Consider the following 19,201-nt stretch of genomic DNA (forward strand, 5'->3'; position numbering starts at 1 on the left):
CCTTTAAGCTGCGACGGTGGTGTCGAGGCGTGCGAGGCCCTCGGCGATGTCGCGCCACTCGGGGCGCTCGGCAAACCCTTCCTTACGCTTGCCGAAGAACTGGATGATCATCTCACCCTTGGCGTCCAGCGCCTCGATCGAGGTGACATGCCCATCGGCGGTCGGTTTGCGCACGGCCCAAAGCTCGGCGATGTGGTCGGTGCGCAGGTGAAGGTGGAAGGTCGGATCCATGACGTTGAGCCACGGGCCCAACGGGGCGATCTTGGCGATCGGGCCGGAATGGATCTGGATCATGCCGCGATTGCCGACGAAGCACATGATCGGCAGTTCGATCTCGGCGCCGGCGCGCATCATCGTCTCGACGCTCGACGGGTCGAGGCGCCAGGCGAAATCGTCGCCGATATGCTGCAGCGCCTGGCGGCGGCCGATCTTCAGCTTGCGCAAGAGGCCGTGGAACTGATGCGTGTCGGTCATCTTGGCCCAGCGGTCGCGCAACTCGGTCACGTCGACGACGTTTTCCGGCTTGTCGTCGGTAGCCGGTGTGCTGGCGTCGGCAACAAACGTCTGCGCCTGGTCGTCGAGGCGGAAATCTTCGATGATCTTGTCATAGGCTGCGACATTCGACGCCGGGCGCAGGTGCAGCTTGTGCACGGCGTTGCCCCATTTGTCGAAGAACTGCAGGCTCTTGCGGGCTTCGCCGCTGTCGTCGGTCTTGGTCACGGCGAAGGCATGCGCCCAGGCGCTCGGGAAGACGCGCAGGTCGATCTGCTCGCCGAGCACGATGCTGGCCATCTCGCCGGTGGTGATCTTCTCGTAGACGCCGATCTTCTCGTGGACGGCGCTCTCGTTGCGGGTCAAAGCCATGACCTCACCAAGTTCCTCGGCGCGCAGCAGGAAGCGGTTGGCGTCCGCGTCGATGCGCACGGCGGTCAAACCACATTCGGCGGCCACAAGCGCTGCTTCCGAAACGCCAAGCTGAGCTGCGATATCGCGCTCGCGCATTTTCGGGTTCTCGGCGCGGTAGGCGCGGATTTCGGACGGGGTGGGACGGAGGCTCTCGGTCATTGTCATTCGCCTATTTGTTCAGGATCAGTTTGCCTTGGCGGGTGATCTTCATGCGGTAGATCGCCCCGTCGTGAGAAATGAGGATCTCGTTTTCGCCGCGAAACAGGTCGCGGCTTTCGACGACCCGCTGGGCACGCGGCACGGATACCGCAGGTTGCGAAAGTCGCGCATAATCGGTGTCGTCAGCTGCCACGGTTCGGTCGTCTCTAGATGGCGGGTCGCGGGTTTTTTCCCGCATTTCCTGCCGCACAATTCGTTTACTATCTTGACTTCATTACTCATATTTCTTTATGGACGCAATACCGGATCGCCACACTCAACTTAGATGCTCCGCGCTTGTGGACAGATGGCGACGACTTCAACGCTCCTTAAGGTTCGGAGCGCCGATCGCGAGTGGTATTAGAATGATGCACCTTTCCCGTATGGTTGTTCCCGTGGCCGTTGCACTCGTGCTTGCAGCAGGCGCTGCCGTCGCCCAGGACGCGGCCCCCGCCGGCGCGCTCAACATCGAGCTCAACGAGGTCGTGCCGTCGCAAAAGGGCTGCAAACTCACCTTCGTCGCCGGCAACGCGTTCGTGCAGAACCTGAGCAAGGTTTCGTTCGAGTTCGTGATCTTCGATCAGAAGGGGCTGGTCGAGCGCATGGCGGTGCTGGATTTCCGCGACCTGCCTGCGGGCAAGACCAAGGTCCGGCAGTTCGATCTTCCCGGCACCAATTGCGAGGCGGTGAAGAGCCTGCTGATCAATGACGCGCCCGCATGCGTGGGCGACGGCGTCGAGGGCGATGCCTGCATGAAAGGCCTCAAGACCGGCTCGAAGTCGCCGGTCGAACTCAAGGGCTGAGGTCGGGTTTTCGCATTGAGTACTGCGTTTGCGTCGCGGTTCGCGGCGAAGGTTAGGCTAAGATGAAGCATACCATCAAATGGATCAGCGCGATCGCCTTCTCCCTCGTGGCGCATGCCAGCGGGGCGATGTATCTTGCCTCATCGACGCCGGAACAGGCGCAAGACCTGATTGCCGGCGGTGCCGAGGTCGAAGTGGCGATCCTCGGTGATGCCTTCGAAGAGACCTTGCAGTCGGGCGAACCGACGGAAGTCGTCGAGCCCACGGAAGATGTTCCCGACGAGGTCAAGCCCGAGGAGATTGCCCCGATCGAAGACGTCACGTCGACCACACCGGAGATCACTGCGGAGCAGCCGCATGATTTGATCGCAACGGAAGCCGACGTCATTCTTCCTGCCGAGCAGGTTCCGACACTCCAGGTCGCGGAAGCCGTTGTCACCGCCAGCGTCGCGCCGGTCGAGACAATCGTCCCGGAGGAAAAGCCTGAAATCCAGGAGCCGAAGAAGGAGAAGGTTGAAAAGCCCGAACCCAAGAAGGAGCCGGTCAAGAAGAAGAAGGTCACCCGGAAGAAGACGGGCGACAAGGGCGAGCAGGCCCAGAGTCAGGTCAAGGGTAAGCTGGATGGCGACGTCAACGGCAATTCGGCAGCGGCAACGGGCAAGAACCGCTCGTCCGCCGTTGGAAACGCAGACATGTCGAACTACAACGGTAAAGTGCGCGCGAAGATTAACCGTCGATACAAGCTTCCCTCCGAGGCGCGTCGCCAGGGCTTGTCGGGAACGACGACGGTGAGCTTTACGGTGCTCGCGGACGGCGGTGTTTCGCGCGTCAGCATTGCCGGGAGTTCAGGGTCGCCGGTTCTGGACACTGCCGCTCTTGAGGCAGTCCGTCGCGCTGCGCCATTTCCTGCCATTCCCGAGGGGGCCGGGAAGAGTGCGATACCGTTCACCCTGCCCATTCAAGCAAGCGTTCGCTAACTGAGACGGGTCGGCGGTAGCGTTGCCGGTAGGGCGTGAGAGCCTATCAAATTTTGATGCGCAAAATATGATTATAAAACTCATGTTTATACTTTACTCTGATAATCAAGTTTAATAAGTTGCCGCCGTGACGCAACCGAACGGTGTGTGTCGACCCCGATGCGATCGGTTGCCATGAGGGTGCCCGACGCAGCAATGAGGCGGAGAAGATTGCATGCGCGGCAAGCGTCACCACAATGCGGCCAAGAACGGCAAGGGTCGTTCCGGTTCCGAACGGGCAGAAGTCCGCGAGGAGGTCGCCAAGACGACACCGACACTCGAAGGCCGCAGCTTTCTCTACGTCGGCGGGCGCGACTGCCAGGTCGCGCATCTGCGCGAAATCGCCAGCTCCTTTGGCGCCGAGCTTCTTCACCACGATGGCGGTCTGCGCGAAGCCGTATCGCGCATCGACCGCGTTCTTCCCTCCGTCGACTGTGTCTTCTGCCCGATTGATTGCATCAGCCATGATGCGTGTCTTCGCGTGAAGACCGGCTGCAAGAAGTGGGGCAAGGCCTTCGTGCCCTTACGCAACGGCTCGAAGTCGAGCCTGGAGCGGGCGCTGCAGGATCTCACCAACAGCCGCAACGACTAGAACCACCCAAAAATATGACGCGCGGCGACGGCGAGTGGCCGCCCGCGCGCCTGGAGATTTTTCGACATGATTGAAGACCGCCCGGACAAGTGCATGATGATCGGCCTGCACAAATTGGCTGCGCAGAATGGCGACGGGCTCGTACCCGAACTCTACGAATTGCTGACGCGGCGCGCGCGCATGCTTGAGGAAAACCCCAATGTCACCGAGTTCCCGTCGTGGGAAACGCGCCGGCCGGGTCGAGATCCTTTCGGGCTTGCAGAGCCGCAGGAGGCCACTATTGTGGCCTTCCCGAGAGCCGCCAACGAGCCGGCTCGCAAGAAAGACAGCGCATAAAGCAAGAGGCAGGCCATGTTCTTCGCAATGAACCGTTTTCGCATCGCCATTGGCCAGGAAGAGGCTTTCGAGGCCGTCTGGAAGGGCCGCGATTCAAGCCTTGCGGACATGCCGGGTTTCGTCTCGTTCCACCTTTTGAGGGGCGAAAGCGTAGCGGAGGAGGGCTACACGCTCTTCGTGTCGAGTTCGACCTGGAAGGACAAGGATGCCTTCTCCGCCTGGACGAAGTCGGAGAACTTCCGCGCAGCCCACAAGAATGCCGGCGACAACCGTGCGATGTATCTCGGTCCGCCGAAGTTCGAAGGTTTTTCCGTCGTCGAAGGGGCCTGATCTCAGGCGCTTCGATCGGCGTATAAGCGTTACGGCGCCTTCTTTGGAAGGAAGGCACCGAGCGAAACGGCAAGCCAGCCGGCCATGATCGTTGTGCCGCCGAGCGGCGCCGACATCGGGAACAGGCCATGACCGGTCATGTGGCGCATGGCGAGGTCGGCGGAAAACAGCGCCGTTCCAAAAGCGATCAGCAGGGCTGCGACCGGCGCGGTGCGGAAATTCGGCCAGGCCGCATAAAGCGCGACCAGCGCCGGCGCGTGCGCCAGGCACATGGCCGAGATCCCCGCAAGCAGCCGAGGATCCGGGCCATGCGAGGCGCCGGCGGCGCTGACCACCCCGGCAAGCCCCATCAATCCGGCGACAAAGAGCGTCGTTGCGCGCAATCCACTTGAAGGCATGGTCATTCCTTGTTCTGCATGTGCAAGGCGAGGCGGGTGATCGGGTCGAGGATGATCTGCCGCAGCTTCGGGTGCTCTACCGTTTCTTCCAGCGCTCGGGTGAAGCAGAGCAGCCATTCGTCGCGCTCCTGCGGCCCGATTTCGGCGGCGAAATGCCGGCGCCGCAACATGGGGTGGCCGCGCTTTTCGACATAGATCGGTGGACCGCCGAGCCAACCGGTCAGGTATTCGTAGAATTTTTCCTCGCTGCCGGAGAGGTCCGGCGGATGAACTGCGCGGCAACGGGCGGCTTCGGGCAGCGTATCCATCAACTCGTAGAAACGATGGGTCAGCGCGCGCACCGTCGGGTCGCCGCCAATCGCTTCGTAGAGGGTGGTCGTTTCCTGATCTGCCATGGCCGCATCCTTCGTCCCGTTGTCCTAGCCCGCCACGACTTGGCGGACAACGGCTTTCCACCACCGAATTTGCGGCGTTTCGGCGCGGTCGCCTGCTGCATGTCTTGACAAACCGTCTAGACGGTATCTTTATGGCGCCATGACAGAAGCCCATCGCCGCAAGAAGCAACCCGAGCAAGTCCGCCAGCAATTGCTGGAGGTCGCCGCGCGCCTGTCGCACGAGCAGGGGGTGGCCGGCATCACGCTCGACGCGGTGTCGCACGCGGCCGGCGTCAGCAAGGGTGGACTGCTGCATCATTTCCCCAACAAGTCGGCACTGCTCGACGGATTGTTCGACGATCTGGTGGCGCGTTTCGATGCGGCGATCGAGGCGGCAATGGCTGGCGATCCGGTGGCGCAGGGGCGCTTCACCCGAGCCTATGTCGATGTCTGCTCGAAGCTTGATCCCGACACGGATGTGCCGGGCTGGCGGATGCTGACGATCGCCTTGATTGCCGAGCCGAACCTGAAGGTCCGCTGGCGCGAATGGGTCAACCGTCGTGCCCAGGAGTTCGCGGAAACCGACGCCTCGTCCAGTTGCGTACTCGCCCGTTTTGCCGCGGACGGTCTTTGGCTCGCCGACCTGATGCAGAGCCATGAACTCGATGCGGAGGCCCGTGTCGCGCTGGCCGACAATCTCAAAGCGCTTTCGACGCGATAGGTCAGAGGGAGACCCAGATGAACCCCGCCATGCTCTATGCTGTCCTGGTCATTGCGATCGTCTTTGAGGTGCTCGGCACCTCGGCGATGCAGGCGGCACAGCATTTTACCCGGCTGGTGCCGACGGTGACGATGGTCGTCTGCTACGCCATCGCCTTCTTCTTCCTGTCCTATACGCTGCGCTACATCCCTGTCGGCATCGCCTATGCGGTGTGGAGCGGTCTCGGTATCGTCTTGATTTCGCTCGTCGGATACTTCGCTTTCGGCCAGAAGCTGGACCTTGCCGCCATACTCGGCCTCGGGCTCATCATCGCCGGCGTCGTCGTGCTCAACGTCTTCTCCAAGTCCACATTCCACTGATAATCTCGCTGCCGACATCCGGCCACCGACGTCCGCTAGGCCAAAAAGCGCTTGCAAAGGCGTTTGCGCATGACTAGTTCTATAAATTGAAACCGCTTTCAATTTTAACAGCTGCGCATAAACGGGAGTTTGCCGATGCCAATCCGGACAGTCGTGTGGGGCGAAAACATCCATGAGCAGACCAACGAGGTCGTGCGGAACATCTATCCCAACGGGATGCACAACACGATCGCAGCGGCGCTGAACACCGACGTTTCGATCGAGGCGACGACGGCGACGCTGCAGGAGCCGGAACATGGCTTGAGCGAGGAGCGGCTGGCCAGGACCGACGTACTTTTGTGGTGGGGGCACAAGGATCATGGTGCCGTCAGCGACGACGTGGTGGAGCGCGTCGCCAAGCGCGTCTGGGAGGGCATGGGCCTGATCGTGCTGCATTCCGGCCACTTCTCCAAGATCTTCAAGCGGCTGATGGGCACGCCTTGCGCATTGAAGTGGCGCGAAGCCGGCGAGCGCGAACGGCTCTGGGCGATCAACCCGCGTCACCCGATCGCGGAAGGCATCGGCGAGAATTTCGTGCTCGAAAACGAAGAGATGTATGGCGAGCAGTTCTCGGTGCCGGAACCGCTGGAAACGGTGTTCATCTCCTGGTTTGCAGGCGGCGAAGTGTTCCGCTCCGGCCTGACCTGGCGCCGCGGCGCCGGCAACATCTTCTATTTCCGCCCGGGCCACGAAACCTATCCGACCTATCATGACGCCAATGTCCAGAAGGTGCTGCGCAACTCGGTCAAATGGGCCTACAACGCCGACAACCGCTACACCGCGATCCACGACGCACCGAATGTGCCGGTGGAAGATGCTCTGGAGCCGATCGTCGAGCGCGGCCCCAAGCTGCATGAGGCCGGCGAAGCCGGGTACAGGTGATCGCCATGCGTCTTCTCGTTGTTGGAACCGGGGGCATGGCCAACAGCCATGCCGAAGCCTTCGCCGGGATCGAAGGCGTTGATATGGTCGGCGCTGTCGACGTCGACCCCAAGCGCGCCAAGGATTTTGCCGAGAAACATGGCATAGCCAATACATTCACTTCGCTCGACGATGCCATTGCTTGGGGCAAGTTCGATGCGGCGACGAATGTGACGCCTGACAAGGCGCACCATCCGACGACGCTGGCCTTGCTGGCCGCCGGCAAACACGTGCTGTGCGAAAAACCGCTTGCGGAAAACTACGCCAAGGCCGCGGAAATGGCCGACGCCGCGGAGCGCTCCGGGCTCGTCACCATGGTCAACCTGACCTATCGCAATGTCGCACCGCTGCAAAAGGCGAGGGCGATGGTGCTGGCCGGTGAGGTTGGCAAGCTGCGGCACCTGGAGGCCTCCTATCTGCAGAGCTGGCTCGTCTCCAAGGCCTGGGGCGATTGGGCGACGGAATCGCAATGGCTGTGGCGGCTGTCGACCAAGCATGGGTCGAACGGTGTGCTCGGCGATGTCGGCATCCATATCCTCGATTTTGCCGGCTATGGCGCGGGGACCGATGCCGAACGGGTCTTCGCGCGGCTGAAGACTTTCGACAAGGCGCCGGGCAATCGGATCGGCGAATACGATCTGGACGCCAATGACAGCTTCGTCATGACCGCCGAGTTCGGCAGCGGCGCCATGGGTGTGATCCATGCCAGCCGCTGGGCGACCGGCCACCTCAACGAGTTGCGCCTGCGGCTTCACGGCGACAAGGGCGCGCTCGAGGTGGTGCATACGCCTGATCGCTCGACGCTTCGTGCCTGCCTCGGACCGGATGTCGAGACGGCAACCTGGCGGGATATCGATGCCGGCACGGTGCCGACCAACTACCAGCGTTTTGCGGCCGCAGTTCAGGACGCCAGGACGGTCGAACCCGGCTTCCGCCATGCAGCGAACCTGCAGAAGGTGCTGGACCTGGCACTGGAGACCGAAGCCGAAAGGCGCGAACTGGCTGTCTGATACGGTTTCAGCCCGCAGGCGGGGCGGTGGAGTTGCGCATGACCAGTTCCACCGGCCAGATCTCTCTGAGGTCGGCCGCCGGCGTACCCTGAAGAAGATCCAGAACCATCTCGGCGATCCGCGTTCCCGCAGCGCGGATCGATGAGCGCGTGGTGGTGAGCGTCGGGATCAGGTTCTCGGGGCTGAGATAGGGAAAGACGTCGTCGTGGGCGATCAGCGAGATCTGCTCGCCCACCGTCATCCCGGCACTGCGGATGGCACGCATGGCGCCAAGCGCCGACATCATCGAGCCGGCCAGCACTGCCGTCGGCCGGTCTTCCTGGCCCAAAAATCCCTGCATCAGGCGGAAGCCCATCTCGTCGGTGAAGTCGCCGTTGCCGAGCAGGTTGGGGTCGATATCGATGCCGCGTGCGCCAAGCGCGGCCGCGTAACCGTCCTGGCGATGTTCGGTGAAGGTATAGCCGCGATGACCGTTGACCAGAGCGATGCGGCGATGGCCGAGTGCGGTCAAGAGCTCGGTCGCCTGACGGATGGCGCCGAAATTGTCGATGTCGAGAAATGCGAAGTCGCCTGTCGTCTCCGTGCGTCCATGCAGGACGAAGGGCAACCGCAGGTCGGAAAGCAAGGCGATGCGCGGATCGTCGACAGCAGGCGAATGCAGGATCACTGCATCGACTCGCTTGCTGGCCGCAAGCCTTCGGTAGGTCGAAAGCTCCGCCTCCCGACTATCGACGGTCGACAGCAGAATATCGACGTCGGCCTGCTGCAGCCGACTGCCGAGCCCGCCCATGAACTCGCTGGTGTGCGGGCCGAAATCGCCGCCGCCGCGAAAGACGATGCCGATCGTTCCGACGCGTCCGGTCGCAAGCCCGAGCGCGCTGGTGTTCGGTCGGTAGCCGAGCTCGGCTGCCGCCTTCAACACCCGTTCGCGCGTCGTCTTCTTGACTTCTGGATAACCGCTGAGCGCACGGCTGACCGTCGTTTGAGACAGCCCCAACTGACCTGCGAACTCCTTGAGATTCATTTCATTTTCCCGTTGCCCCAGGGTCAATCCTGACCCGGCAAAGCATAGCTTACCGGGCTTTGTCCGCGCAACATGCGGCGATCTCAGGGGGCAACGGTCGATCCGACGGTGTTTTCGACCGACTGCCCAAGACGACGGACCTGATTGCCGTAGTTGGCGCGGGTGCGCGGGTCGAAGATCATGATCGGCGTGGAGACGGCGACGCTGGCGGCACTGCCGACGGTCTGGGCGGTGCCGAGGGCCACCGCGCCGACGCGTTCCCCGAGGCCGACATCGGAATCGGTCACGGTCTGCCCGGCGATCAGCCGGTTGCCGAGCAACTGCACCACTTCGGGGCTTTCGGCAAATTTGCCGTGGTTCAGCTTGTCGCCGCCTTTGAGCGCCGTCAGGTCGAGAACCGTGATGCCGGCTTGCTCCAGCTGGGTGCGATAGGGCTCGACCGTCGGGTCGATCTGCCCGAGACGGTCGATATTGCCGGAAATCCGGCGCGAAAGGTTGAGCGCACGGTCGTCGCGCGAAACGAACAGCGTGAACTTCGGCCGCGCCTTGCCCATGGCCTGGATCTGCTTGCCGAACACGTCGACATCGAGATCGGGGGAGGCGAGAATGACGTCGGTAATCTTCGGCGCGATCCGGCCATCGCGGATCGCCATCTGTCTGAGCGCCTCGACGGTTACCCAGGATCCCATCGAATGGGCCATGACGGTGATTTCGCCGACCTTCGGATCGCGCGACGCCCGGCGCAGCAGGTCTTCCAGCGCGTCACGGGAATAGTTGGTGCTTTCCTTGTCGTAATTGTAGTCGAAGACGCTGGCACGCGAGGGCCAGGTGAAGATCACCGGCGCGACATCCGTTCCTGAATCGTGGACGATCTGGGCGTAGCGATAGACCGCGTCCTCATAGCGGTTGTTGAAACCGTGGACGAAGATCAGCACGCGCCGGCTTTTCGGCAGATTGCCCTTCAGCCACGACTGGGCATCGTCCTTGCCCTTGAGCGGCGTCACGCTGACGGTTGAAAACTCGCGTTCGGGATTGGCCGGCAGTTTCTTCGGCCATTGAACCTGACCGACCGTGCGGGTCTTTTCGGGCGGGATCGAAACGACGATTTCCGTCAGCGACAGTTCGTCGGCGCGCTCGCCGCTGAAAAGCACGCCCGGTTCCGTCGAGGGCGCACGGGTGGTGGCGACGAGCAGATCGACTTCCGAAGCGCCGCCGGCCGTTCCCGATGGAACAAGTACGCCGACGGGGCGGCTGGCACAGGCGGCAAGAACGGACGCCAGCAGCAGAACGGTGGCGACGCGGCCCACCTGGCCCGATCGGCCAGCCCAAGAAAACAAACGCAGCAACAAAACCCCCAATGCCGCATCATGCGGCGTGCCGATCCATAACCCCGGACCCGGCAAGTCTCATGCCCTAGAAATGGCAGAATTTCTGCCCTCGGCATAGCTTTTCAGCCTGTTCACGCCCTCTCTGAGGGGGCACATGCGGCAAACATGCAACATTTCGCGACAGCGGGCATTGGGTAAAACCCCTCAATATCAATTGAAAACGCTTCAGCGTTTCAATAGCATCCGATCTTTCCTCCCTCGGTGCGGCATCGAATGCCCTATCCGATCTCCCTGAAATGATAAGGAAATCCGGAATGCAGGCGGTTTTCGATGGCCATAATGACGTGCTTCTGCGGCTGTGGCAGAACGCACGCAGGGGAAGCGACCCGGTTGGCGAGTTCGTCGGCGGCACCGACAAGGGGCATATCGATGCGCCGCGTGCGAAAACCGGCGGCCTGGTCGGCGGTCTCTGCGCGATCTACGTGCCATCGGGCGATCTGGTGCTGGCGGGGCCGGACGGCAATGGCCACTATGCCACGCCGCTCTCCGCACCGCTCGAACATCTGCCGTCGCTTGGCGTTGCCGTCGAGATGGCCGATATTGCGGTTCGTCTCGACCGGGCCGGCGCCTGGAAGCTTTGTCGGTCGACTGCGGAAATCCGCGACGCGGCCGCGCAAGGCACTTTCGCATCCGTTCTGCACATGGAGGGCTGTGAGGCGATCGGTGCCGATCTGTCGTCGCTCGAGACTTTCTACGCCGCCGGCCTGCGTTCGCTCGGACCGGTCTGGAGCCGCCACAACGTCTTTGCCCACGGTGTGCCCTTCGCCTTCCCGATGTCGCCCGACACGGCGCCGGGGTTGACGGAGGCCGGCTTCGAACTGGTGAAGGCGTGCAACCGCCTGGGCATCCTTATCGATCTCGCACATATCACCGAAAAAGGGTTCTGGGACGTCGCCAAAGCGAGCGACCAGCCGCTGGTCGTCAGCCATTCGAACGCCCATGCACTGACGGCGGTTGCGCGCAACCTCACCGACAAGCAACTCGACGCCGTCAGCGAAAGCAAGGGGCTCGTCGGCCTCAACTATGCAACCACGATGCTGCGCGCCGACGCACAGGAAAACGCCGCGACGCCGCTTTCCGACATGGTTCGCCACATCGACTACATGGTCGAGCGCATGGGGATCGACTGCGTCGGGCTCGGTTCCGACTTTGACGGCGCAACGATCCCGGAGGATATCGGCGATGCGGCGGGCAGCCAGAAGCTCGTTGCGGCGCTTAAGGGTGCCGGATATGGTGACGCCGAACTGGCAAAGATATGCCGGGAGAACTGGCTGAGAGTTCTGGGGCAGGCTTGGCACGAGGCCGCCTGAACCCATGAAGAAGAGCCCCCAAAAAGGGCGCAAACGAGGGAACTGCAAAAAATGATGCACAAGCTCAATGGACGTCTTCGTCTTCTGACCGCTTCGGCAGCGCTCGCCATGGTGATGGCCGCGACTGCACCGGCCTTTGCCGAAACGCCGAAGGACACGCTGGTCGAAGCCTTTGCGATCGACGACGTCATTTCCATGGATCCGGGCGAAGCCTTCGAGCTGACGGCCGCCGAAGTCACCGGCAATACCTACAGCATGCTGGTGCGCCTCGACATCAACGACACCACCAAGGTCGTCGGCGATCTGGCCGACAGCTGGACCGTTTCCGACGACGGCCTGACCTATACGTTCAAGCTGAAGTCCGGCCTGAAGTTCGCCTCCGGCAATCCAGTGACGGCTGCCGATGTCGCCTGGTCGTTCGAGCGCGCCGTCAAGCTCGACAAGAGCCCCGCCTTCATCCTCACCCAGTTCGGCCTTAACGGCGACAACGTGACGGAAAAGGCCAAGGCCACCGACGACACGACCTTCGTCTTCACCGTCGATCAGCCCTACGCGCCGAGCTTCGTGCTCAACTGCCTGACGGCGACCGTTGGTGCCGTGCTCGACAAAAAGCTGGTGCTTGAAAACGTCAAGCCGGTCACGCCGAGCGACGAGTACAAGTATGACAACGACTTCGGCAATGAATGGCTGAAGACCGGCTATGCCGGCTCGGGCCCGTTCAAGCTGCGCGAATGGCGCGCCAACGAAGTCATCGTTCTCGAACGCAACGAGAACTACTATGGCGAACAGGCCAAGCTCGCCCGCGTCATCTATCGCCACATGAAGGAAAGCTCGGGCCAGCGCCTGGCGCTGGAAGCCGGTGACATCGACGTTGCGCGCAACCTGGAGCCGGGCGATTTCGACGCTGTTGCAAAGAATGGCGACCTTGCCACGACGAACGCGCCGAAGGGCACCGTTTATTACATCAGCCTCAACCAGAAGAACGCCAACCTTGCCAAGCCCGAGGTGCGCGAAGCCTTCAAGTACCTGGTCGACTACGATGCGATCGGCTCGACGCTCATCAAGGGTATCGGCGAAATCCACCAGAGCTTCCTGCCGAAGGGCGTTCTGGGTGCACTCGACGAGAACCCCTACAAGTTCGACGTTGCCAAGGCGAAGGAACTGCTGGCCAAGGCCGGTCTTGCCGACGGCTTCACCGTCACCATGGACGTGCGCAACGGCCAGCCGGTCACCGGCATTGCCGAATCCTTCCAGCAGACGCTCGGCCAGGCCGGCGTGAAGCTGGAGATCATCCCCGGCGACGGCAAGCAGACGCTGACGAAGTACCGTGCCCGTAACCACGACATGTATATCGGTCAGTGGGGCATGGACTATTTCGACCCGAACTCGAATGCCGAAACCTTCACCGCCAACCCCGACAACTCCGACGAAGGCAAGAACAAGACGCTTGCCTGGCGCAATGCCTGGGACGTCCCGGAACTGACGAAGAAGACCAAGGCTGCCTTGCTCGAGCGTGACAGCGCCAAGCGTGCGGAAACCTACAAGGAACTGCAGAAGACGGTGCTGGGCGAAAGCCCATTCGTCATCATCTTCCAGCAGACCGAAGTCGCCGGCTACCGCGGCAACGTCAAGGGCCTGAAGCTCGGCCCGAGCTTCGACACGAACTTCGTTGCAGGCATCTCGAAGGAATAACCCGAAAGGATAGTTCCCTTGAGCATGAGCGGAACAGAACGGATGGGCGGGCGCCGACGCGCCCGTCCGGCGAAGATCATGGGCGCCGTCCTGCGGTTCCTGGTGATCGTCGTCACCACCTATCTCGGCCTTCTGGCCGTGACCTTCTTCATCGGCCGGGTCATTCCGATCGACCCGGTGCTCGCCGTCCTCGGCGACCGGGCGCCGACGCATGTCGTCGAAAGGACGCGCGAGGCGATGGGGCTGAACCTGCCCCTCTATCAACAATTCTTCATCTATGTCCGACAGGCGCTGACCGGCGATTTCGGCATCTCGGTGCTGACGACCAATCCCGTCATGACCGACATCCGTCGCGTCTTCCCGGCGACCATGGAACTGGCGACGCTCGGCACCCTGATCGGCGCCATCTTTGGCGTGCCGCTCGGCGTTCTCGCCGCCGTCAAGCGCGGCAGCATCGCCGACCAGATCGTGCGCGTCATCGGCCTCGTCGGCTATTCGGTGCCGATCTTCTGGCTGGCGCTGCTGTCGCTCCTGGTGTTCTACGCCCGGCTGAAGTGGGTCGCCTATCCCGGCCGCATCGATATCGTCTTCGAATACACCTTCACGCCGATCACCGGCTTCTACCTGTTCGACGCGCTCTGGCAGCGGCAGTGGGATGTGCTCTGGGACGTCTTCCGCCACATCATCCTGCCGGCGTCGCTGCTCGGCTATTTCTCGCTCGCCTATATCAGCCGCATGACGCGCAGCTTCATGCTGAACGAGCTGCAGCAGGAATATATCGTTGCCGCCCGCGCCAAGGGGCTCTCGGAAACCCGCATCATCTGGGGCCATGCTCTGCGCAATGCCGCCGTGCCGCTCGTCACCGTGATTGCGCTTTCCTATGCCGGCCTGCTCGAAGGTTCGGTCTTGACCGAAACCGTCTTCGCCTGGCCGGGCCTTGGCCTCTACATCACCAATTCGCTGCAGAATGCCGACATGAATGCCGTTCTCGGTGGCACCATCGTCATCGGTTCGGTCTTCATCGGCATCAATCTCCTGTCCGATCTTCTCTATCGGACGCTTGACCCGAGGACGCGCCAGCGATGAGCACCGTCACTGAAACCCGCCCGACGACACGCCGCGAATGGCTGTTGTCCGACCGGCCGCAATCGCGCACCCAGGCGCGTCTTGGCCGCGCCTACATGACCTGGCAGCGCTTTTCCGCCAACAAGCTGGCCGTTCTCGGCCTGCTCATCCTGCTGGCGCTGGTGTTCGTCGCGGCGTTTGCCAATGTGCTGGCACCGCATTCGCCCTATATCGGCGATCTCGCCAACGCCCGCCTGCTGCCGCCTGGAACGGAGGGTTACCTGCTCGGGACCGATGATCTCGGCCGAGACATTCTCTCGCGGCTGATCCACGGCTCGCGGCTGACGCTTGCGGTCGTGCTGCTGGTCGCGATCATCGCGGCACCCGTTGGCCTCATCGTCGGCGCGGTTGCGGGCTATGCCGGCGGATGGGTCGATGCGGTGCTGATGCGCATCACCGACATCTTCCTCGCCTTTCCGAAGCTGGTTCTGGCTCTCGCCTTCGTGGCAGCACTTGGCCCCGGCATCGAGAATGCCGTCATCGCGATCGCCATCACCTCCTGGCCGCCCTATGCCCGCATTGCGCGCGCCGAAACGCTGACGGTGCGCAACTCCGACTACATCGCCGCCGTGCAACTGATGGGCGCGTCGCCGACACGCATCGTCTTCCGGCATGTGATGCCGATGTGCATGTCGTCGCTGATCGTGCGCGTCACGCTCGACATGGCCGGTATCATCCTGACGGCGGCAGGCCTCGGCTTCCTCGGCCTTGGCGCACAGCCGCCGCTGCCGGAATGGGGCGCGATGATCGCCTCCGGTCGCCGCTTCATCCTCGACCAGTGGTGGGTTGCCACCATGCCCGGCGTCGCGATCCTGATCGTCAGCCTCGGCTTCAACCTGCTTGGTGACGGTCTGCGCGACGCGCTGGACCCACGGGAGAGCGGACAATGAACCCGCTTCTGACCGTTGACGACCTCAAGGTCTCGTTTCCGACCCGCACTGGGGTGGTCGAGGCCGTGCGCGGGGTCTCGTTCACGCTCGGCCGCGAGCGCCTCGGCATTGTTGGCGAGAGCGGTTCCGGCAAGTCGCAAACCGGCCGGGCGATCATGGGGCTGACGCCGGCGCACGCGCGGGTGACGGCCAAGACGCTTTCTTTCGAAGGCATCGACCTGCTGTCGGCGGCGCCGAAGGTGCGGCGGGATCTGCGTGGCAAGCGCATCGCCATGATCCTGCAGGACCCGAAATACTCGTTGAACCCGGTGATGAGCATCGGCCGGCAGATCGTCGAGACGTTGACGCGCCACGAAAACGTCAGCCGTGCGGAAGCGCGCGAGCGGGCGCTCGACATGCTGGAGGCGGTGCAGATCCGCGATCCCGGCCGCGTCTTTGACCTCTATCCGCACGAGGTTTCGGGCGGTATGGGGCAGCGCGCGATGATCGCCATGATGCTGGTGGCAGGGCCTGAGCTTCTGATCGCCGACGAGCCGACCTCGGCGCTCGATGTGACGGTTCAGCTCGAAGTGCTTGGTATCCTCGACAATCTGGTGGCCGACCGCGGCATGGGGCTGATCTTCGTTTCGCACGACCTCAGGCTGGTGTCGTCGTTCTGTGATCGCGTCATCGTCATGTATGCCGGCAAGATCGTCGAGGAGCTTAAGGCGTCCGACCTCGCAAGCGCCAAACATCCCTATACCCAGGGCCTGTTGAACTGCATGCCGGCGATCGGTTCCGATCGCCATCCCTTGCCGGTTCTCGATCGCAAACCGGAGTGGGCCCTATGACGACCGCCACAATATCTGCTGAAAATCTTGTCGTGACCTATGACGAGTTCAAGGCACTGGATGATGTCAGCATCGATGTCGCGCCCGGCGAATCCTTCGGGCTCGTCGGCGAGTCCGGCTCTGGAAAGTCGACCCTACTTCGCGCAGTCGCGGGCCTTGCGCCGGTGACATCCGGCAAGATCCGCGTGCATGACCGGGTTCTCGTCGGAAACCGCCGTGACAAAGCGTTTTATCGCGACGTGCAGATGGTCTTCCAGGACCCTTATGGTTCGCTGCACCCACGCCAGACGATCGACCGGCAGTTGCTCGAACCTCTGGCGATCCACGGCGTTGCCGATGGCGAACGCCGCATTCTGAAGGCGCTCGACGAAGTCGGTCTCGGTTCAGGCTTCCGCTTCCGTTATCCGCACCAACTGTCCGGCGGCCAGCGGCAACGCATTGCCATTGCCCGGGCGCTGATCCTCGAGCCGTCGATCCTGCTGCTCGACGAGCCGACATCGGCGCTCGACGCCTCGGTGCAGGCAGAGGTCCTGAACCTGCTCGAACAGGTGCGGCGCGACCGCAAGCTCACCTTCATCATGGTCAGCCACGACCTCGGCGTCGTCACCCACATGTGCGATCGGCTGGCCGTGATGCAAAACGGCCGCGTGGTCGAGCGGCTGTCCTCGACTGATCTCGTTGCCGGTCGGATCGGTGAGGACTACACCCGCAATCTGATGGTGGCCAGCAAGGGCTTCCAGCGCAAGGGCGCTGCTGCCTGACATTGACAAACCAGCCGTCGCGCCGAAACAGGATCGACGGCTGGTTGATGCACGCTTGTCGCGCCAAACGTGGGCAACGTGGGCAACGCCGAGAAGAATGCACTCAGCCCGCGCTGGCGCGTTGACTCTAAAGTCCCCTATCTGCCGGCGGGCGTTCCACTTGAAAGCGGAACACTGTGGACTTAGCTGCCATTTTCCCAGGTCGAGGTGGAGTTGGTAATCACCTTGCGGATGTTGCGCTGCTCACGCCATTCCCGTCCCATATCGCGAATGACCGGCTTTGCTTCCGGCGAGAAGATGTAGTTGCGATAGCCCGCGACGTAAGCCTCCATGGCCGGGTTGACCCCGGAATAGAACTGCTTTTCCGGATCGCGGGTGAGATCCATCAGGCCGGCGCAATGGCGCGCGAAGTTGCCACGCAGGATCGACGGCGAGGTCGTGAACTTCGGGAAGGTTCGAAACAGCGGGATCTTGATGCCGAGCAGCCGCGCATATTCGTTGCGCTGATGGAAATGGCCCTTGCGCGCGATATCCCAGTTCTGGTCGGCGGTGTGAAACGACACCTGCATGATCGACGGATTGGCAAAGGGCTCAAGCAGTTCCTGGCCCATCTCTCGCAGCGAAATCCAGTCGTCTTCCAGGTGGAAGACATACTCCGATGTGCTTGCCGACCATACTCTCGCGACCGCGGCGCAAAAACCCGGTTGCTCCGGCTCGAAAATCACCGCATCGGGGAAGTGATCGCGAACGATCTGGATGCATGCTGCATGGTCCTCGGGAGAGCCGAAGACGGGATCGAGATTGAGGTAGGCCGACCCCATGTCCAGCTGGTTCAGCACCTTCTCACGAAAACTGGCAAGGGTTTGGGCAAGCAATTCGGGACGCCTGGTGGCGACGATGCAAAGGTCAATCCGGGGCATTGCTCTTCCTGCTAGATGCGGCGGCTTGCTGCCTGCCTTTCGCGCGATAATTCCCGGGGGCGGAGTGCTCGGGAGGTTACAAGGCGCTGGTGGGCGTGCCACAACGGCCACCGTATTGCTGCCAATGAAAGTCTTCGCTTAGACCAAGCCACGATTTTGCGCAATTGCGGAGCCGCGGGCTTCCATGCGATATCTCCGGAGGTTCGGCTGTGCGGTGATGCCTTGTGAACGTCAACGTGCCGTCGCGGACGGCGCAAGCCCGTTCTGCGGACAATCGCGCGGGCCGCGCCCCAGCGCTGTGCATTCAACCCGTCTTGACGTGGATAAGATGAATCCGGCGATACCCAGGTCGGGACTGCGGTGACGGATTGACAAATTCGCGCCAATTGGCACAGAAACCTGACGAAACGTGATGATTAAGCGACCAAGGGATGATCGATATAGTGAAGGATACTGAACTCGAGATTGTCGTGGTCAATCTGGAACGTTCTGTGGAGCGACGCCAGAACATGGTGCGTCTGCTTGAACCACTGGGATTGCCCTACAGCTTTTTCGATGCGGTCGACGGGCGCAAGGAGCGCCATTCGTCTTTTGACCATTTTGACGAGCGTCTTGCTGAAGTTCGCAGAGGGTTCATTCTCAACGCAGGCGAACTCGGGTGCTTCGCCAGCCACTATCTTCTCTGGGAACGAAGCGTGCGAGAGAACAAACCGCTTCTCATCTTTGAGGATGATGTTGTTCTCAACGACAAATTTTTGGAAGCCTATCATTTCGCCGCCCGCAAGATCGAGCGCTATGGACTCTTGCGTTTTTCCGGGCACAAGCGTCGCCATTGGGCGACGTGCGAGCGCCTGGACGACTCTATGCGCATTGTCCGGTTCGAGCGCGGACCGCACGGCACGTCATGTTATGCGGTGTCGCCAAAGGCTGCGTCCAAGCTGTTGGCCAAGGCCGCGATCTGGTTCGAGCCCGTCGATTGCCACTTGGACCGGTTCTGGACCCATGGGGTCGGTTCCTACGGAATTTCGCCACTGCCAGTCACGCATGCGGCAGAAACGGCCGAGCAATCGGAGATTTGGCAAGGGGGGCAGCGTGCGAAGAAGTCGCGGCGTTTCCGGCGATTGCGGGCGATTTATCGCGCTCGTGACGATATCGGTCGCTTCCTGAGCAATCTGCCATACGTGGGGCGATGGAAAGAGCCGAGCGAGGCATGACAGCCACGGCGGGACGGGGCAGTACCTGTTGAAGCAACCCAACA

General features: G+C 62.1%; 23 protein-coding genes. 16 read left to right on the top strand and 7 right to left on the bottom strand.

Annotation, left to right across the window (positions count from 1 at the left end; translation table 11 throughout):
• Positions 1 to 3: 3 nt before the first annotated feature.
• Positions 4 to 1,065, bottom strand: coding sequence for a ChuX/HutX family heme-like substrate-binding protein (locus tag BLJAPNOD_RS08515; RefSeq protein WP_199565915.1), 1,062 nt, complete (start codon positions 1,063 to 1,065; stop codon positions 4 to 6).
• Positions 1,066 to 1,075: 10 nt separating this feature from the next.
• Positions 1,076 to 1,258, bottom strand: coding sequence for a hemin uptake protein HemP (gene hemP / locus BLJAPNOD_RS08520; RefSeq protein WP_077503303.1), 183 nt, complete (start codon positions 1,256 to 1,258; stop codon positions 1,076 to 1,078).
• Between the two features lie 214 nt (positions 1,259 to 1,472).
• Here hemP and BLJAPNOD_RS08525 point away from each other — a divergent pair, with 214 nt between their 5' ends.
• The 5 genes from BLJAPNOD_RS08525 to BLJAPNOD_RS08545 all read left to right on the top strand — a co-directional run bounded on the left by BLJAPNOD_RS08525 (position 1,473) and on the right by BLJAPNOD_RS08545 (position 4,181).
• Positions 1,473 to 1,907 (top strand): hypothetical protein, encoded by a 435-nt coding sequence (locus BLJAPNOD_RS08525; protein ID WP_115421201.1) that lies wholly within the window; start codon positions 1,473 to 1,475, stop codon positions 1,905 to 1,907.
• Positions 1,908 to 1,969: 62 nt separating this feature from the next.
• A complete protein-coding gene (locus tag BLJAPNOD_RS08530; protein ID WP_115419506.1) occupies positions 1,970 to 2,884 on the top strand; it encodes an energy transducer TonB in 915 nt (304 codons plus the stop codon).
• 214 nt (positions 2,885 to 3,098) lie between these two features.
• The gene (locus BLJAPNOD_RS08535; RefSeq protein WP_115419507.1) at positions 3,099 to 3,515 is read left to right on the top strand and encodes a DUF2325 domain-containing protein; all 417 of its coding nucleotides are present in this window, start codon (positions 3,099 to 3,101) and stop codon (positions 3,513 to 3,515) included.
• A 66-nt stretch (positions 3,516 to 3,581) separates the two neighbouring features.
• The gene (locus BLJAPNOD_RS08540) at positions 3,582 to 3,851 is read left to right on the top strand and encodes a hypothetical protein (protein ID WP_115419508.1); all 270 of its coding nucleotides are present in this window, start codon (positions 3,582 to 3,584) and stop codon (positions 3,849 to 3,851) included.
• Between the two features lie 15 nt (positions 3,852 to 3,866).
• Entirely contained in the window at positions 3,867 to 4,181 is a 315-nt protein-coding gene (locus tag BLJAPNOD_RS08545; RefSeq protein WP_115419509.1) for an antibiotic biosynthesis monooxygenase, read from the top strand.
• Positions 4,182 to 4,210: 29 nt separating this feature from the next.
• Here the strand turns inward: BLJAPNOD_RS08545 and BLJAPNOD_RS08550 are convergent, their stop codons facing one another.
• Together BLJAPNOD_RS08550 and BLJAPNOD_RS08555 are read right to left on the bottom strand one after the other, a co-directional pair.
• Positions 4,211 to 4,579, bottom strand: coding sequence for a DUF423 domain-containing protein (locus BLJAPNOD_RS08550; RefSeq protein ID WP_115421202.1), 369 nt, complete (start codon positions 4,577 to 4,579; stop codon positions 4,211 to 4,213).
• Between the two features lie 2 nt (positions 4,580 to 4,581).
• The gene (locus BLJAPNOD_RS08555) at positions 4,582 to 4,974 is read right to left on the bottom strand and encodes a group II truncated hemoglobin (RefSeq protein ID WP_115419510.1); all 393 of its coding nucleotides are present in this window, start codon (positions 4,972 to 4,974) and stop codon (positions 4,582 to 4,584) included.
• Between the two features lie 139 nt (positions 4,975 to 5,113).
• On the opposite strand from BLJAPNOD_RS08555, the gene BLJAPNOD_RS08560 reads away from it, so the two are divergent.
• The 4 genes from BLJAPNOD_RS08560 to BLJAPNOD_RS08575 all read left to right on the top strand — a co-directional run bounded on the left by BLJAPNOD_RS08560 (position 5,114) and on the right by BLJAPNOD_RS08575 (position 8,003).
• On the top strand, positions 5,114 to 5,674 hold the full coding sequence (locus tag BLJAPNOD_RS08560; protein ID WP_115419511.1) for a TetR/AcrR family transcriptional regulator: 561 nt from the start codon (positions 5,114 to 5,116) through the stop codon (positions 5,672 to 5,674).
• A gap of 17 nt (positions 5,675 to 5,691) precedes the next feature.
• Positions 5,692 to 6,033 carry an SMR family transporter gene (locus tag BLJAPNOD_RS08565; RefSeq protein ID WP_115419512.1) on the top strand — a complete coding sequence of 114 codons (342 nt, stop codon included), beginning with the start codon at positions 5,692 to 5,694 and terminating at the stop codon, positions 6,031 to 6,033.
• 135 nt (positions 6,034 to 6,168) lie between these two features.
• Positions 6,169 to 6,954, top strand: a complete 786-nt coding sequence (locus BLJAPNOD_RS08570; protein WP_115419513.1) for a ThuA domain-containing protein — start codon at positions 6,169 to 6,171, stop codon at positions 6,952 to 6,954.
• Between the two features lie 5 nt (positions 6,955 to 6,959).
• Complete coding sequence (locus BLJAPNOD_RS08575; protein ID WP_115421203.1) at positions 6,960 to 8,003, top strand: Gfo/Idh/MocA family oxidoreductase; 1,044 nt, start codon at positions 6,960 to 6,962, stop codon at positions 8,001 to 8,003.
• A gap of 7 nt (positions 8,004 to 8,010) precedes the next feature.
• On the opposite strand, the gene BLJAPNOD_RS08580 is transcribed toward BLJAPNOD_RS08575, so the two are convergent.
• Positions 8,011 to 9,027 (bottom strand): substrate-binding domain-containing protein, encoded by a 1,017-nt coding sequence (locus BLJAPNOD_RS08580; protein ID WP_115419514.1) that lies wholly within the window; start codon positions 9,025 to 9,027, stop codon positions 8,011 to 8,013.
• Positions 9,028 to 9,110: 83 nt separating this feature from the next.
• Positions 9,111 to 10,334 (bottom strand): alpha/beta hydrolase, encoded by a 1,224-nt coding sequence (locus BLJAPNOD_RS08585; RefSeq protein ID WP_171986877.1) that lies wholly within the window; start codon positions 10,332 to 10,334, stop codon positions 9,111 to 9,113.
• Positions 10,335 to 10,669: 335 nt separating this feature from the next.
• Here BLJAPNOD_RS08585 and BLJAPNOD_RS08590 point away from each other — a divergent pair, with 335 nt between their 5' ends.
• From BLJAPNOD_RS08590 to BLJAPNOD_RS08615, 6 genes are read left to right on the top strand one after another with little or no spacing between them, the layout of a single operon-like run.
• A complete protein-coding gene (locus BLJAPNOD_RS08590) occupies positions 10,670 to 11,725 on the top strand; it encodes a dipeptidase (protein ID WP_115419516.1) in 1,056 nt (351 codons plus the stop codon).
• A gap of 51 nt (positions 11,726 to 11,776) precedes the next feature.
• Positions 11,777 to 13,417, top strand: a complete 1,641-nt coding sequence (locus BLJAPNOD_RS08595) for an ABC transporter substrate-binding protein (protein ID WP_115419517.1) — start codon at positions 11,777 to 11,779, stop codon at positions 13,415 to 13,417.
• A gap of 42 nt (positions 13,418 to 13,459) precedes the next feature.
• Complete coding sequence (locus BLJAPNOD_RS08600) at positions 13,460 to 14,503, top strand: ABC transporter permease (RefSeq protein ID WP_112810653.1); 1,044 nt, start codon at positions 13,460 to 13,462, stop codon at positions 14,501 to 14,503.
• The gene (gene nikC, locus BLJAPNOD_RS08605; RefSeq protein ID WP_115419518.1) at positions 14,500 to 15,432 is read left to right on the top strand and encodes a nickel transporter permease; all 933 of its coding nucleotides are present in this window, start codon (positions 14,500 to 14,502) and stop codon (positions 15,430 to 15,432) included. Before BLJAPNOD_RS08600 ends, nikC begins: the two co-directional genes overlap by 4 nt.
• Positions 15,429 to 16,262 carry an ABC transporter ATP-binding protein gene (locus BLJAPNOD_RS08610; protein ID WP_115419519.1) on the top strand — a complete coding sequence of 278 codons (834 nt, stop codon included), beginning with the start codon at positions 15,429 to 15,431 and terminating at the stop codon, positions 16,260 to 16,262. The genes nikC and BLJAPNOD_RS08610 overlap by 4 nt, the downstream gene beginning before the upstream one ends.
• Positions 16,259 to 17,023, top strand: coding sequence for an ABC transporter ATP-binding protein (locus BLJAPNOD_RS08615; RefSeq protein WP_115419520.1), 765 nt, complete (start codon positions 16,259 to 16,261; stop codon positions 17,021 to 17,023). The genes BLJAPNOD_RS08610 and BLJAPNOD_RS08615 overlap by 4 nt, the downstream gene beginning before the upstream one ends.
• A 182-nt stretch (positions 17,024 to 17,205) precedes the next feature.
• Here the strand turns inward: BLJAPNOD_RS08615 and BLJAPNOD_RS08620 are convergent, their stop codons facing one another.
• The gene (locus BLJAPNOD_RS08620; protein WP_244610898.1) at positions 17,206 to 17,943 is read right to left on the bottom strand and encodes a hypothetical protein; all 738 of its coding nucleotides are present in this window, start codon (positions 17,941 to 17,943) and stop codon (positions 17,206 to 17,208) included.
• Between the two features lie 431 nt (positions 17,944 to 18,374).
• Between BLJAPNOD_RS08620 and BLJAPNOD_RS08625 the strand changes: the two genes are divergently transcribed.
• The gene (locus BLJAPNOD_RS08625; protein WP_115419521.1) at positions 18,375 to 19,157 is read left to right on the top strand and encodes a glycosyltransferase family 25 protein; all 783 of its coding nucleotides are present in this window, start codon (positions 18,375 to 18,377) and stop codon (positions 19,155 to 19,157) included.
• Positions 19,158 to 19,201 lie beyond the last annotated feature (44 nt).

Source organism: Ensifer sp. M14, from assembly GCF_003355565.1.
Lineage (GTDB): Bacteria > Pseudomonadota > Alphaproteobacteria > Rhizobiales > Rhizobiaceae > Ensifer.